At 68.8% G+C, this 13085-nt stretch carries 16 protein-coding genes; 5 read left to right on the top strand and 11 right to left on the bottom strand.

Translation table 11 applies throughout. From position 1 onward, the window contains the following. Window positions 1-16: 16 nt before the first annotated feature. From AC07RV_RS36195 to AC07RV_RS36165, 7 genes are all read right to left on the bottom strand, one after another. Window positions 17-238: a DUF2970 domain-containing protein gene (locus AC07RV_RS36195; protein ID WP_208512968.1), complete on the bottom strand. Its 222-nt coding sequence runs from the start codon at window positions 236-238 to the stop codon at window positions 17-19. Then, on the bottom strand, window positions 238-864 hold the full coding sequence (locus AC07RV_RS36190) for a cytochrome c oxidase assembly protein (RefSeq protein ID WP_203202768.1): 627 nt from the start codon (window positions 862-864) through the stop codon (window positions 238-240). Before AC07RV_RS36190 ends, AC07RV_RS36195 begins: the two co-directional genes overlap by 1 nt. 40 nt (window positions 865-904) lie before the next feature. Next, window positions 905-1018: a cytochrome oxidase small assembly protein gene (locus AC07RV_RS36185; protein WP_218159410.1), complete on the bottom strand. Its 114-nt coding sequence runs from the start codon at window positions 1016-1018 to the stop codon at window positions 905-907. Between the two features lie 46 nt (window positions 1019-1064). Continuing rightward, window positions 1065-2702, bottom strand: coding sequence for a cytochrome c oxidase subunit I (gene ctaD, locus AC07RV_RS36180; RefSeq protein WP_093347430.1), 1638 nt, complete (start codon window positions 2700-2702; stop codon window positions 1065-1067). A 62-nt stretch (window positions 2703-2764) separates the two neighbouring features. Beyond that, window positions 2765-3937 carry a cytochrome c oxidase subunit II gene (gene coxB / locus AC07RV_RS36175; RefSeq protein WP_093347433.1) on the bottom strand — a complete coding sequence of 391 codons (1173 nt, stop codon included), beginning with the start codon at window positions 3935-3937 and terminating at the stop codon, window positions 2765-2767. 60 nt (window positions 3938-3997) lie between these two features. Then, window positions 3998-4474, bottom strand: a complete 477-nt coding sequence (locus AC07RV_RS36170; protein WP_093348338.1) for a DUF2244 domain-containing protein — start codon at window positions 4472-4474, stop codon at window positions 3998-4000. A gap of 178 nt (window positions 4475-4652) precedes the next feature. Then, window positions 4653-5570, bottom strand: coding sequence for a methyltransferase domain-containing protein (locus AC07RV_RS36165; protein ID WP_296788237.1), 918 nt, complete (start codon window positions 5568-5570; stop codon window positions 4653-4655). A 23-nt stretch (window positions 5571-5593) separates the two neighbouring features. On the opposite strand from AC07RV_RS36165, the gene AC07RV_RS36160 reads away from it, so the two are divergent. From AC07RV_RS36160 to AC07RV_RS36150, 3 genes are all read left to right on the top strand, one after another. Continuing rightward, on the top strand, window positions 5594-6310 hold the full coding sequence (locus tag AC07RV_RS36160) for a ComF family protein (protein ID WP_296788234.1): 717 nt from the start codon (window positions 5594-5596) through the stop codon (window positions 6308-6310). 20 nt (window positions 6311-6330) lie between these two features. Then, on the top strand, window positions 6331-6792 hold the full coding sequence (trmL, locus tag AC07RV_RS36155; RefSeq protein ID WP_203202772.1) for a tRNA (uridine(34)/cytosine(34)/5-carboxymethylaminomethyluridine(34)-2'-O)-methyltransferase TrmL: 462 nt from the start codon (window positions 6331-6333) through the stop codon (window positions 6790-6792). A gap of 131 nt (window positions 6793-6923) precedes the next feature. Further along, window positions 6924-7217, top strand: a complete 294-nt coding sequence (locus AC07RV_RS36150) for a DUF4148 domain-containing protein (protein WP_296788231.1) — start codon at window positions 6924-6926, stop codon at window positions 7215-7217. A gap of 21 nt (window positions 7218-7238) precedes the next feature. Here AC07RV_RS36150 and AC07RV_RS36145 read toward each other — a convergent pair whose 3' ends face one another. After that, window positions 7239-7700 (bottom strand): MaoC family dehydratase, encoded by a 462-nt coding sequence (locus AC07RV_RS36145; protein ID WP_208512965.1) that lies wholly within the window; start codon window positions 7698-7700, stop codon window positions 7239-7241. Window positions 7701-7794: 94 nt separating this feature from the next. Next, the gene (locus AC07RV_RS36140; protein ID WP_296788228.1) at window positions 7795-8415 is read right to left on the bottom strand and encodes a nucleotide-binding protein; all 621 of its coding nucleotides are present in this window, start codon (window positions 8413-8415) and stop codon (window positions 7795-7797) included. Window positions 8416-8494: 79 nt separating this feature from the next. On the opposite strand from AC07RV_RS36140, the gene kefF reads away from it, so the two are divergent. After that, window positions 8495-9211, top strand: a complete 717-nt coding sequence (gene kefF / locus AC07RV_RS36135) for a glutathione-regulated potassium-efflux system oxidoreductase KefF (RefSeq protein WP_296788225.1) — start codon at window positions 8495-8497, stop codon at window positions 9209-9211. After that, window positions 9212-11062 carry a glutathione-regulated potassium-efflux system protein KefC gene (kefC, locus tag AC07RV_RS36130; RefSeq protein WP_296788220.1) on the top strand — a complete coding sequence of 617 codons (1851 nt, stop codon included), beginning with the start codon at window positions 9212-9214 and terminating at the stop codon, window positions 11060-11062. Here kefC and AC07RV_RS36125 read toward each other — a convergent pair. Both AC07RV_RS36125 and AC07RV_RS36120 read right to left on the bottom strand, forming a co-directional pair. Next, on the bottom strand, window positions 11059-12009 hold the full coding sequence (locus AC07RV_RS36125) for a M14 family metallopeptidase (RefSeq protein WP_296788218.1): 951 nt from the start codon (window positions 12007-12009) through the stop codon (window positions 11059-11061). The genes kefC and AC07RV_RS36125 overlap by 4 nt on opposite strands. Beyond that, entirely contained in the window at window positions 12006-13001 is a 996-nt protein-coding gene (locus AC07RV_RS36120) for a Bug family tripartite tricarboxylate transporter substrate binding protein (protein ID WP_296788217.1), read from the bottom strand. Before AC07RV_RS36120 ends, AC07RV_RS36125 begins: the two co-directional genes overlap by 4 nt. Between the last annotated feature and the right edge of the window lie 84 nt (window positions 13002-13085).

Below are 13085 nucleotides of genomic sequence, written 5' to 3'. Positions count from 1 at the left end.
TTCGTTCGCTCGGGGCTCAGGGCGCGACCACGAAGCGCACCACCAGCACGAGGCCGACGATGAACGCGATCACCATGACGAAGGCGACCGCGATGATGTGCAGCGGGTTCAGCTTGGCCAGGTCGTCCTGGTAGGCGCTCTTCTTGCGGATGCCGAAGAACGACCAAGCCACCGCCTTGAGGGTCGCGAGCAGCGAACCCTTGCGCGGCGTTGCGGGTGTGGGCGGCGAATCGACCATCACGAACGCGGCTCGGCGGCGGTGGTGGGCGCGACGGCGACCGGCGCCGCGGGCGTCTTGCCGCCGACCTCGAAGAAGGTGTACGACAAGGTGATCGTCTTCACGTCCTTCGAGATCTTGGGATCGATCACGAACGCGACCGGCCACTGCTTCTTCTCGCCCGCGTCGAGCGTGTACTGGTTGAAGCAGAAGCACTCGAGCTTGTTGAAATAGGGCGCGGCCTGCTGCGGTGCGTAGCTCGGGATGGCCTGCGCGGCCATGCGGCGGTTCTGCACGTTCTGGAACTCGTACATCACCGTGTTGAGCTCGCCCGGGTGCACTTCCATCGTGCGCTCGGCCGGCTTGAAGTCCCAGAGGCCGCCGCGCACGTTGGAGTCGAACTCGACCTTGATGGTGCGGGTCATGTCGACCTGCGTGTTGTCGGGCACGCGCACGTTCTTGCCGCCGCTCGCACCGCCCGGCACCTCGAGCTCGGAGAGCGCGAGGATGTTGATGCCGGTCATCTCGCAGATGGCGCGGTACAGCGGCACCAGCGCATAGCCGAAGGCGAACATGCCGCAGGCGACCACGGCCAGCTTGCCGACCATCTGGACATTGGCGCGCCGGATGCGTTGACCGAGGCTCATGTGCGTGTGCTCCTGTGCCTTGAGGCTTGCAAAGACCGCGTCAGCGGCCGCTGAACCAGACCATGCGCACGACGAAGCCGACGAAGAAGATCAGCGCGATCGAGGCCAGCGTGAGCCCCATGCGGCGGTTGTTTCTTCTCTGTTCGGGCGTCATCGCGTGGCGGTCTCGATCGTCGGGGATGCGTGGGGCGATGCGGCGCTCAGCCGATCACCTTGGTGGCGGTCGCGTCGAGCTTGGGCGGCGTCTCGAAGGTGTGGAACGGCGCCGGCGACGGCACTTCCCACTCGAGGCCTTCGGCGGCTTCCCACGGCTTCTGCGGTGCCTTCTCGCCCTTGCCGAGCATGGTCGGCAGCACGACGAAGAAGAAGAAGTACACCTGGGCCAGGCCGAAGGCGAAGGCACCGACCGATGCCACCGCGTTGAAGTCGGCGAACTGCATCGGGTAGTCGGCATAGCGGCGCGGCATGCCCGCCAGGCCCAGGAAGTGCATCGGGAAGAAGGTGACGTTGAACGAGATCAGCGACCACCAGAAGTGGATCTTGCCGCGCGTTTCGTTGTACATCACGCCGGTCCACTTGGGCGCCCAGTAGTAGTAGCCCGCGAACATGGCGTACAGCGAGCCGGCCACCAGCACGTAGTGGAAGTGGGCCACCACGTAGTAGGTGTCCTGCAGCTGGATGTCGATCGGCGCGATCGCGAGGATCAGGCCGGTGAAGCCGCCCATCGTGAACACGAAGATGAAGCCCACCGCGAACAGCATCGGCGTCTCGAAGGTCATCGAGCCCTGCCACATGGTCGCGATCCAGTTGAAGATCTTCACGGCCGTCGGCACCGCGATCAGCATGGTCGCGTACATGAAGAACAGCTGGCCCGTGACCGGCATGCCGGTCGTGAACATGTGGTGCGCCCAGACGATGAACGACAGGATCGCGATCGACGAGGTGGCGTACACCATCGAGGCGTAGCCGAACAGCTTCTTGCGCGCGAAGGCCGGCACGATCTGGCTGATGATGCCGAAGGCCGGCAAGATCATGATGTAGACCTCGGGATGGCCGAAGAACCAGAAGATGTGCTGGTACATCACCGGGTCGCCGCCGCCGGCGGGGTTGAAGAAGCTGGTGCCGAAGTGGCGGTCGGTCAGCGTCATCGTGATGGCGCCGGCGAGCACCGGCATCACGGCGATCAGCAGGTAGGCGGTGATGAGCCAGGTCCAGCAGAACATCGGCATCTTCATCAGCGTCATGCCGGGGGCGCGCATGTTGAGGATGGTCACGATGATGTTGATCGAGCCCATGATCGACGAGGCGCCCATGATGTGCATCGCGAAGATGCCGGCGTCCATCGAGGGGCCCATCTGCAGCGTGAGCGGCGCGTAGAGCGTCCAGCCCGCGGCCGGTGCGCCACCGGGCATGAAGAACGAACCGACCAGCATCAGCGCCGCGGGGATCAGCAGCCAGAAGCTGAAGTTGTTCATGCGCGCGAACGCCATGTCCGAGGCGCCGATCTGCAGCGGGATCATCCAGTTCGCGAAGCCCACGAAGGCCGGCATGATCGCGCCGAACACCATGATCAGGCCGTGCATGGTGGTGAACTGGTTGAACAGCTCGGGGTTCACGAGCTGCAGGCCCGGCTGGAACAGCTCGGCGCGGATCAGCAGCGCGAGCACGCCGCCCACCATCAGCATCGTGAAGCTGAACAGCAGGTAGAGCGTGCCGATGTCCTTGTGGTTGGTCGCGAACACCCAGCGGCGCCAGCCGGTGGGCGCGTGGTGGTCATGGTGGTCGTCGTGCGCGTGGTCGCCGTGGGCGTGACCGTGGGGGTCGAGGACTGCACTCATTTCATCGTTCCTTGAATATCTCGTCGCTGGGCGCTGTTCGCTGTGTTGTTCCGGTCAACCGATCACTTGCCGCGCAGGGCAAGGACTTCGGCCGGCTGCACGATCTGGCCCGTCTTGTTCGACCAGCTGTTCTTGGTGTAGGTGGCGACGGCCGCGAGGTCGGTGTCGCTCAGTTGCTTCCAGGACGGCATCGCGCCGTTGTTCTGGCCGTTGAGCAGCACCATCAGCTGCACCTTGTGGTCGGCGTCGAGCACCTTCGGGTCGCCATCGAGCGCCTTGATCGGGCCCGCGCCCTTGCCGTTGGCCTGGTGGCAGGCCGCGCAGTTGGCGGCGTAGACCTTCTCGCCGCGGGCCATCATGTCGGGCAGGGTCCAGACCTTGGTCGGGTCGTCGAGCTTGGCGGCGGCTTCCTTGCGCTTGGCGGCGACCCAGGTCGTGTAGTCGGCGGCCGAGACCACCTTCACGTGGATCGGCATGTAGGCGTGTTCCTTGCCGCACAGTTCCTGGCACTGACCGTAGTAGTCGCCGACGGTCTCGGCGCGGAACCAGGTGTCGCGCACGAAGCCGGGGATCGCGTCCTGCTTGATGCCGAGCTGCGGCACCGCGAAGGCGTGGATCACGTCGTTGGCGGTGGTGATGATGCGAACCTTCTTCTGCACCGGCACGACCAGCGGGTTGTCGACCTTGAACAGGTAGTCGTCGGGGATCGCGCCCTTGGCGCCGGCGTCCGACATCGCGCGCTGCGAGCTGTCGAGCGTGGAGATGAAGGCTAGGCCCTCGCCTTCGCCGTTCAGGTAGTCGTAGCCCCACTTCCACTGGTAGCCCGTGGTCTTGATCGTGAGGTCGGCGTTGGTGGTGTCCTTCTGGGCCACCAGCACCTTGGTGGCGGGCAGCGCCATCACGATCACGATCAGGAAGGGAACGATGGTCCAGATGACTTCGACCACCACCGATTCATGGAAGTTGGCGGCCTTGTGGCCCACCGACTTGCGGTGCTTCCAGATCGAATAGAACATGACCGCGAACACGGCCACGAAGATCACCGTGCAGATGATCATCATCACCGTGTGCAGGAAGTGCTGCTCCTGCGCAATCTTGGTCACACCGACCGGAAGATTCAACTGGCGCACCGAGGGGCCGCCGGGCAGATCGTTGACTGCGTGCGCCGCGCCGCTGAAAGCCGCGCCGGCCGCCAGCATTGCCGGCATGAACTTATTGCGCCAAATGCTCTTCATCGTGTTCACGTTTCTTCAAATTTTCAACAAACCCAACCGTGCAGCACCGCGCGAGCCCCCTCAGGCGCCGCGCAACGCCATCCGAATCTCGCGCGCCAGTGCGGCCCTCAACTCCGGCCGTACATAGCGCCCCACCCTGACCGATCGACCCTGGCCCGACAACTCGATCAACGATCGGTCGCCGGTCTGCGGCTCGATCCGCACCCGGTGCGGGAGAAATTCCGTGCGCTCGTAGCTCCCGCCGTTCTCGAGTTCGACCACGAGCCGGCCCGCCTGCAGCATGATCCTCTCGCCATCGGTCGCATGCCGGGCGTAGGCCATGAACGCGAACCCCACGGCAGCCAGTTCGAGCCAGGCGAACGGCAACACGAGCGGCGCGCCGTGCATCCAGAAGACCGTTCCGATACCGAGCGATACCACGCACAGTGAAGCGTAGAGCCAGCCGAGCTGGCTCGGCGTCACCGAGCAGTTCCGCTTCAGAAACCAGTGGATGTTCTGGCCTGAAACAGTGGCAAATCGAAACACGGAATTCGACACGGGCGAGTTCAGCAAATCGGTAAGTCGGCGCCCGCCAGATCCCTTGTCTTCCACGGGTTCCGACGGACCTCGATCGCGGGCATGTACCCACGAGTTTCACGCAACGGCGGATTGTAGCGGGTAGATACCAGCGGCCGTGTACCGAATGCGGCACGCGCGGGCCGCGCTACAACGGTCTTCAGTGGGCGGACGGGCGCCCGCGCTGCAGCATCTCGCGCATCTCGCGCAGTGAGACCGCGCTCTCGGCCGACAGCGAGACCCGCGGGGTCGGCTTGAAGGCATGGCCGTAGATGATCTCGAAGGTCAGCGCGATGCGCCCCTCGCCACCCTCGGCCGGCGCGAGTTCGGGCAGCGCCTTGTGCAGGGCCGCCTGCCAGGCCCGGCCGCGCAGGGCCGGAAAACGCGCCGGATGCAGGTTGCGCCCGAGCGTGCGCAGCTCGGCCAGCGCGGCTTCGGGCGTGGCCCAGGTCAGCACGATGCGCTCCATGTCCATCACGGGTTCGGCGAAGCCGGCGTGCACCAACATGTCGCCCCAGTCGTGCATGTCGGTGAACTCGTGGCTCGCGGCCGGCCAGCCCAGGCGCGCATGCAGCGCGCGCAGTTCGCGCAGGGTGTCGGGGCCGAAGCACGAGAACATGAGGAAGCCGTCGGTGGCGACCTGCCGGTGCCAGTGCGCGATCAGCGCCTCGGGGTCGGCCGCCATGTGCAGCGCCATGTTGGCCCAGAGCAGGTCGACGCCCTCCTCGGGCAGCCCGTCGAAGCGCAGCTTGCCGCCCTGCCAGCGGCGCGCGCTCCACCAGGGCGCGGCCAGCGCGGCCGAGGTCGCGGCGGCCAGCGCCGGCTCGGGCTCGATCACGAAGGCCTCGGCCTCGCGGTAGCGGCGCGCCAGCAGCTCGTGCGCCTCGAGGCCGCCGCGCAGCGGCGCCCAGTCGGCCCAGTGGCGCGGCTTGGCCTTGATCCATTGCAGCCGGTCCTCCATGCGCCGCCCGATCTCCTCGTGCAGCCAGGGCGAGCCGTCGGCGGGCGCCAGCCGGCGCCAGCGGGCGGCCGCCGCGGCATCGATGGTCGGCGGTCGTCGTTGGGGGTCGGTGGCCATGGGGGCGTGAGTATATTGAGCCCATGCTCAGCCGTTGGACCGCGCGCCCTTTGACCTCGCTGTTGGCACGGCTGCCCAGCCAGTGCGCGCTGTGCCGCGACTGGCCGTCGCGCCCGTTGTGCGAGGCCTGCGCCGCGCGCTTCGCCGCCAGCGCGCCGCGCTGCCAGACCTGCGCGCTGCCGCTGCCCGCGGGCGTGGCGCGCTGCGGCGACTGCATCGTGCATGCGCCGCCGCTCGATGCCTGCCTCGCGGCCTGCGACTACGCCTGGCCGTGGCCGGACTGCGTCGCGGACTTCAAGTTCCACGGCGACACCGGCTGGGCCGGCCCGCTGGCGCAGCTGCTGCGCGCCATCCCCTCGGCGGCGGCGCTGCTCGATGCCTGCGACTGCGTGCTGCCGATGCCGCTCGCGCCGGGCCGTTTGCGCGAGCGCGGCTTCAACCAGGCGCTGGAGCTGGCGCGCCGGCTCGCGCCCGCCAAGACCGATGCCGCGCTGCTGCTGCGCACGCGCGAGACACCGGCCCAGCGCGGCCTCTCGCGCGCCGAGCGCATGCGCAACCTCCAGGGTGCCTTCGCGGTCGAGCCGCTGCGCGCCGATGCACTGGCCGCGCGGCGCGTGATGCTGGTCGACGACGTGATGACCACCGGCGCCTCGCTGTTCAGCGCGGCCCAGGTGCTGCGGCGCGCGGGCGCGGCGCATGTCGCGGGCATCGTGCTGGCGCGCACCGACAAGCCGCACTGAGCGTGGCGACAATCGGGGCCATGTTTCATATCGTCCTGGTCCACCCCGAGATTCCGCCGAACACCGGCAACGTGATCCGCCTGGCCGCCAACACCGGCTGCACCCTGCACCTGGTGGAGCCGCTGGGCTTCTCGATGGACGACAAGCTGCTGCGCCGCGCCGGCCTCGACTACCACGAGTACGCCGAGGTGCGCCGCCATGCGAGCTGGCAGGCGCTGCTCGACAGCGAGCGGCCGGCGCCCGATCGCCTGTTCGCGCTGACCACGCGCGGCACCCGCGCCGTGCACGACATCCGCTTCGCGCCCGGCGACTGGCTGGTGTTCGGCTCCGAGACCAGCGGCCTGCCGCCCGCGATCCGCGAGAGCTTCGATCCCGCGCAGTGGCTGCGGCTGCCGATGCGCGAGGGCCAGCGCAGCCTGAACCTGTCGAACGCGGTGGCGGTGACGGTGTTCGAGGCCTGGCGGCAAAACGGATTCAAATGAGGCATCGCGACCCCTCGCGCGATGGGGTCGCATCCGAACGGCGGAATCCCCCGTATGGAAAGCATGCCGGCTCGATGCATTCCGGCATGCCGATCCACCCACGCCCCACACGGGGCACGAGGAGTTCCACCATGCAAGCCAAGTCCATCGCCTTCGCCGCCCTCGCCACCCTGGTCCTGAGCCACGGCGCCCAGGCCTTCCAGGGCGAACAGAATCCGCTGCCCGCGGCACCGTTCCAGTCGACGCTGTCGCGCGCCGAGGTGCAGGCCCAGGCCCGTCAGCCGCTGCGCATCACCAATGGCGGCACCGGCGTGGCCCGCCCCACCGACGGCATGACCGACCGCGCCGCGGTGCGCGCCAGCGCGGTGGGCATCACGCGCCAGGGCGCGGCCGCCTATGGCGAGATCAGCGACCGCCGCATGTAAGAAAGCAAGGGGCCGCCCGCCTCAGCGGTAGCGGCGCACCACCGACTCGGCCACGCAGGCGGGCTTGGCCGCGCCTTCGAGCTCGATGGTGGTTTCCCAGGTCATCTGGATGCCGTCGTCGGCAATGGGTTCGGAGGTCAGCAGCTTCATGCGCGCACGCAGCCGCTTGCCCACCGGCACGGGCGACATGAAGCGCACCCGGTTCAGGCCGTAGTTCACGCCCATGCGCGACTCCGTCACGTCGAACGCGGTTTCGTAGAAGCGCGGCAGCAGCGACAGCGTGAGGAAGCCGTGGGCGATCGGCCCGCCGAACGGACCGGCCTTTGCGCGCTCGATGTCGACGTGAATCCACTGGTGGTCGCCGGTCGCCTCGGCGAACTGGTTGACCTGCTCCTGGGTGATGGTGATCCAGTCGCTCACCGCGACTTCCTGGCCGACGCAGGCGGCCAGATCCTGAAGGGTCTGGAAGGTCTTCTTGGTCATGCGCCGCACTCTAGCGGCAAGGCCGCGGCCGCGGGTGTCGGCACGGCGACAAGCGGGCTCAGGGAATACCTGGGGCGCAGCGGCATGCGGCGGCTCAGTTCTCGAGCCATTCGCAGATCGGCTGCCACTGCTCGAGGTCGCGCTGCACCCGGCCCGGCGCGATGTCGAACAGGGTGAGCCCGCGCGCCGCGAGCTGCACGTAGTTCTGCGTGTCGCGCAGCTCGCCGACCACCGGCACGCCCAGCCCCGCGATGAATTCGTTGAGCCGGTCGGCCGCCAGGGTGCGGGCGTTGACGCGCATGCCGACCAGGCCGATCTGCGTCTTCTCGGCGCGGCGCTGCTCGAGCAGCCGGTCGATGAATTCGCGCGTGGCGTAGATGTCGAAGATGCTCGGCTGCAGCGGCACGATGAGCTTGTCAGCCAGCCCGATCACGTCCTTGAAGCGCCAGCCGTGCAGGCCAGCCGGGGTGTCGAGCACCGCATGGGTGGTGCCGCGCGGCGGGCGCACCACGCTGTTGTCGCCGGTGGCGTCCCAGGTCGAAATCGGCCGCGCCTGCGGCGGACGCAACCCGAGCCAGAGCCGGGAGGACTGCTGGCGATCCACGTCGCCGAGCATCACGGCATGGCCGCGGCTCGCAAAGTAGCCCGCGATGTTCGTCGCGAGCGTCGACTTGCCAACGCCACCCTTGGGATTGGCGACCAGAACCACCGGCATGGAAATCTCCTCCAGAAGGGACAGTCCGCCATGGTAGTGGCTGGCGCCCAAAATCCCGGGACTGCGCTATGTTCGCAGGATGACGACAACAACATCCACGGGAACCCCTCAGGGCGGAGGCACCTACGTGCTCGCCGCCCATCCGCACTGGCGCGATTCGCGCGTGAACCGCCGGCTGCTGGCCGCGGCGCGCGCGGTGCCGGGCGTCGATGTCAACGACCTCTACGGCACCTACCCCGACTACGCGATCGACGTCGAGGCCGAGCAGCGGCGCCTCGAGCGCGCCCAGTTGGTGGTGCTGCTGCACCCGATCCAGTGGTATTCGATGCCGGCGCTGCAGAAGCTCTGGGTCGACGAGGTGCTGGCCTACGGCTGGGCCTATGGCCCCGAGGGCATCGCGCTGCAGGGCAAGGACCTGTGGCTGGTCGCCACCACCGGCAGCCCCGAGAGCAGCTACCACCCGCAGGGCTACCACCGCTATTTCTTCGACGCCTTCCTGCCGCCCTACGAGCAGACCGCCGCGCTGTGCGGCATGCGCTTCCTGCCGCCGCTGATCTTCCACGGCGCGCGCAGCGCCCCCGAGGCCGAAGTGGCCGCGCACGTCGAGGTCTTCGCCCAGCGCCTGGGCAGCTACCCCGACTGGCCCGAGATGGACGAACTCGACGCCTGCGTGGCCTGCCCGGTGCCCGAGAGCGACCGGCCGGCCGAATCGGACGACATCGGCAAGGTGGTCGAGCGGGTGTTCCAGACCACCATGAGCCGCCGGCTGGCCGCCACGACCGACGGGAGCGCCTGAATGGAGCACGCGCCCGCCTGGCTGACCAACAGCCTGATCTACCTGAGCGCCGCCGTGCTGGTGGTGCCGCTGTCCAAGGCCCTGGGCCTCGGTTCCATCATCGGCTACCTGGTGGCCGGCATCGCCATCGGCCCCTGGGGCCTGGGGCTGGTGTCGCGCGTCGAGGACGTGCTGCACTTCGCCGAATTCGGGGTGGTGCTGATGCTGTTCCTGGTCGGCCTCGAGCTCGAGCCCAAGCGGCTGTGGAACCTGCGCCGGCCGATCTTCGGCTGGGGCACGGCCCAGGTGCTCAGCTGCGCCGCCGTGCTGTTCGCGATCGGCTGCGCGGTCGGCGCGCCCTGGCGCGTGTCGCTGGTGGCGGCGCTGGGCCTGGCGCTGTCCTCGACCGCGATCGCGCTGCAGGTGTTCGGCGAACGCAACCTGCTGCGCACGCCGAGCGGCCAGGCCGGCTTCTCGATCCTGCTGTTCCAGGACGTGGCGGCGATCCCGATCCTCGCCATCCTGCCGCTGCTGGCCGGCGCCACCGCGGCCGAGCAGTCGATGAGCGGCCTCGACCGCCTGCTCGAGGGCCTGAAGATCTTCGGCGTGATCGGCGGCATCGTGCTCGGCGGCCGGCTCGCGCTGCGGCCGGTGCTGCGCTGGATCGCGCGCAGCGACACGCCCGAGATCTTCACCGCCGCCGCGCTGCTGCTGGTGGTGGCGATCGCGGCGCTGATGCAGTTCGTGGGCCTGTCGATGGCGCTGGGCGCCTTCCTCGCGGGCGTGCTGCTGGCCGAGAGCGAATACCGGCGCGAGCTCGAGACCGACATCGAGCCCTTCAAGGGCCTCTTGCTCGGCCTGTTCTTCATCGCCGTGGGCATGACGATCGATTTCGGCGTGCTGCTCGCGAGCCCCTGGATCATGGCGATGCTGGTGGTCGGCTTCATGGCCATCAAGCTGGTGGTGATCTATGCGCTGGCCAAGGCGATGGGGCTGGCCTACCAGGAGCGCCCGGTGTTCACGCTGCTGCTGGCGCAGGGCGGCGAGTTCGCCTTCGTGGTGTTCCAGTCGGCCGGGCCCGACGTGCTGCCGCCGCAGGTCACCTCGCTGTTGATCGGCGCGGTCGCGCTGTCGATGCTGCTGTCGCCGCTGCTGCTGGTGCTGATCGACCGCTACCTGCTGCCGCGCTACAGCCGCATCGGCGGGCCGCAGCTCGAGGAGATCTCGGAGCAGCAGGACGCCAAGGTGCTGATCTGCGGCTTCGGCCGCTACGGCCAGATCGTGGGCCGCATGCTGATGTCGCAGGGGCTGCGCGTGACGGTGCTCGACCACGATGCCGACAACGTCGAGGGCCTGCGCGAATTCGGCTTCCGGGTGTTCTATGGCGATGCCACGCGCCTCGACCTGCTGCGCACCGCCGGTGCCGGCACGGCCAAGGCGGTGGTGGTGGCGGTCGACGACATCGAGCAGTCGCTCGAGATCGTCGACCTGTTCCGCGAGAACTTCCCGCAGGCGCAGATCATCGCGCGGGCGCGCAACGTGAGCCACCTGTTCCAGCTGCGCGACCGCGGCGTGACGCTGGTCGAGCGCGAGGTCTTCGAGTCGTCGCTGCGCAGCGCGCGCTCGGTGCTCGAGGTGCTCGGCTGGCCCGCGCACGAGGCGCGCGAATCGAGCATGCGCTTCCGCGAGCGCAACCTGAAGCTCACCGACGACATCTACCCGCACTACAAGGACCGCGCCAAGCTGATCGCGGTCAACAAGGCGGGCCGCCAGCAATTCGAGGAACAGATGGCGCGCGAGCGCGAGGAGCGCAAGCGGCGCGCCGGGCGCGACTGGGACCGGCAGGAGGACGACGAGGCGCCGAAGCCCTAGACCGGCACCGTCAGGTACACGCCCTCGCGGCCCACCAGCGCCGCGCGCGTGGGCATGAACACGGTGCAGCCGTCGCAGGGTGAACGGATCTCCTGCCCCGCGTCGACCGCGATCAGCTCGCCGCGGTCGAAGGTCTCGAAGCCCAGCAGCGGCCGCACGAAGGCGAAGCTCTCGGTCTTCACCATGTGCACCTCGAGCAGGCGGAAGCGGCGCGCGGGCGCGGCGGGCGCCTGCGGGGCAACAGGATCGACCAGCCCGAGATGCGCGAGAAAACGCTGCGTCACGTCGACCGCGAGCTCGGCCGCCGACCGGCTGAAGTGCTGGCCGCACTCCACCACGACGGCTGCGCCCTTTCCCTCGACTTCACCGTGGCGGCCGTAGCCGATCACGCCGGTGCCCGGCGCCGCGCCCGCGGGCATCACCAGGTGCACCGGCGGCACGCCCACGGCCAGCGCCAGCCGCGCATTGCGCTCGAGCTCCGGATAGACCCAGAAGGGCTGCACCGGCGCGCGCGTCGAATGGATGTCGAGCACGTGATCGGCCGCGTCGAGCACCGGCCGCAGTTCGCGCGCGCGGCGCAGCTCGGGGCTTTGCTCGTTGCCGTCGAGCAGCGCCGGCGTCCAGATGCGGTTAAGGTTGTGCACCAGCTGGCGGTTCTCGTAGGGCCGCTCGATGTCGAAGGCCTCGTAGGCCTCGACGTTCGCGAAGCTCACGGTCAGCGTGCCGATCTTCGGGCGCACGCCGCGGTCGAGCAGGTCGGTGGCTGCCACCATGCCGCAGATCTCGTTGCCGTGCGTCAGCGCATTGACCAGCACATGCGGCCCGGGCCGGCCCGATTCGAAACGATGGACGTAGTCGATGCCGGTGTTGCCCGCGCGGTAGGCCGAGAGGTCGCGCGGCAGCACCTCGAGCGGCGCGGTGTCGGGAGTGAACGAGGAGGTGGTCATTCGCCGCGGATCCCCGCGCGCTTCACCATCTCGCCGTACAGCGCGAGGCGCTCCGACATCATGGCCGTGAACTGCGCGGGCGACTGCTGCTCGGGCGTGAGCGAACCGCGCGACTCCAGCGCCTCGACCATGGAAGGCTGGTCGGCCACCGAGCGCACGGCCTTGTGCAAGGTGGCGATCACGTCTCCCGGCGTCTTCGCGGGCGCGGCCAGGCCGATCCACGACGTGGTGTTGAGCACCGGATAGCCGAGCTCCGCGAAGGTCGGCACGTCGGGCAGCGCCGCGACGCGCGCCGGCGCGGCCACCGCGAGCGCGCGCAGCTTGCCGGCCTGGATGTGCGGCAGGAAGGGCGCGAGGTTGTCGAGGCCGAACTGCACCTCGTTCGAGATCAGCGCCGTGACCAGCGGCCCGCCGCCGCGGTAGGGCACGTGCGTGGCATTGAGCTGCAGCTGCGACTTCATCAGCTCGACGTTGAGCTGGCCCATGCTGCCCGGTCCGGCGCTGCAGAAGTTGAGCTCGCCCGGGCGCGCCTTCACGAGCGCGACGAATTCCTTGAAGTTCTTCGCGGGCACGGCCGGGTTCACCAGCAGCACGTTGATCGAGCGCGCGAGCTGGCTGATGGAGGCGAAGTCCTTGATCGGGTCGTAGCCGGGGTTGGCCTGCGTGAGCGGATTCGCGAGGTGCGAGCTCTGCGACGAGACCACCAGCGTGTAGCCGTCGGGCTTGGCGCGCGCCACCTGCGCGCTGGCGATCGAGCCGCCCGCGCCGCCGCGGTTGTCGATCACCACCGGCGCGCCCAGCGCCTTCGCGAGCGGGTCGGCATAGAGCCGCGCGATCAGGTCCACCGAGCCGCCGGCCGGGAACGGCACCACCAGCGTGACAGGCCGCGACGGATAGGCCTGCGCATGCGCCGCCAGCGGCAGCGCGGCCGCGAAGCCCGCGCCCAGGAAGGTGCGGCGGCGTAGCGCGGAGGCGGAAAGGGGGAAGGTCATGGAAGCGTCCTGGAATCGGGAAGGGATGGGGCCTGAATGTGCGCGCATTCTTGCAAGGTCGTCACAGTTTTGCAATAACCATTG

This window comes from Variovorax sp. GW821-FHT09B01, from assembly GCF_059418345.1.
The sequence above is the reverse complement of the archived record's forward strand: the minus strand, read 5'-3'. Positions and strand labels throughout refer to the sequence as shown.

Coding starts and splice junctions, on each gene's coding strand:
- AC07RV_RS36195 (WP_208512968.1), bottom strand. CDS start 238: ATGGTCGATTCGCCGCCCACACCCGCAACGCCGCGCAAGGGTTCGCTG.
- AC07RV_RS36190 (WP_203202768.1), bottom strand. CDS start 864: ATGAGCCTCGGTCAACGCATCCGGCGCGCCAATGTCCAGATGGTCGGC.
- AC07RV_RS36185 (WP_218159410.1), bottom strand. CDS start 1,018: ATGACGCCCGAACAGAGAAGAAACAACCGCCGCATGGGGCTCACGCTG.
- ctaD (WP_093347430.1), bottom strand. CDS start 2,702: ATGAGTGCAGTCCTCGACCCCCACGGTCACGCCCACGGCGACCACGCG.
- coxB (WP_093347433.1), bottom strand. CDS start 3,937: ATGAAGAGCATTTGGCGCAATAAGTTCATGCCGGCAATGCTGGCGGCC.
- AC07RV_RS36165 (WP_296788237.1), bottom strand. CDS start 5,570: ATGGCCACCGACCCCCAACGACGACCGCCGACCATCGATGCCGCGGCG.
- AC07RV_RS36160 (WP_296788234.1), top strand. CDS start 5,594: ATGCTCAGCCGTTGGACCGCGCGCCCTTTGACCTCGCTGTTGGCACGG.
- trmL (WP_203202772.1), top strand. CDS start 6,331: ATGTTTCATATCGTCCTGGTCCACCCCGAGATTCCGCCGAACACCGGC.
- AC07RV_RS36150 (WP_296788231.1), top strand. CDS start 6,924: ATGCAAGCCAAGTCCATCGCCTTCGCCGCCCTCGCCACCCTGGTCCTG.
- AC07RV_RS36145 (WP_208512965.1), bottom strand. CDS start 7,700: ATGACCAAGAAGACCTTCCAGACCCTTCAGGATCTGGCCGCCTGCGTC.
- AC07RV_RS36140 (WP_296788228.1), bottom strand. CDS start 8,415: ATGCCGGTGGTTCTGGTCGCCAATCCCAAGGGTGGCGTTGGCAAGTCG.
- kefF (WP_296788225.1), top strand. CDS start 8,495: ATGACGACAACAACATCCACGGGAACCCCTCAGGGCGGAGGCACCTAC.
- kefC (WP_296788220.1), top strand. CDS start 9,212: ATGGAGCACGCGCCCGCCTGGCTGACCAACAGCCTGATCTACCTGAGC.
- AC07RV_RS36125 (WP_296788218.1), bottom strand. CDS start 12,009: ATGACCACCTCCTCGTTCACTCCCGACACCGCGCCGCTCGAGGTGCTG.
- AC07RV_RS36120 (WP_296788217.1), bottom strand. CDS start 13,001: ATGACCTTCCCCCTTTCCGCCTCCGCGCTACGCCGCCGCACCTTCCTG.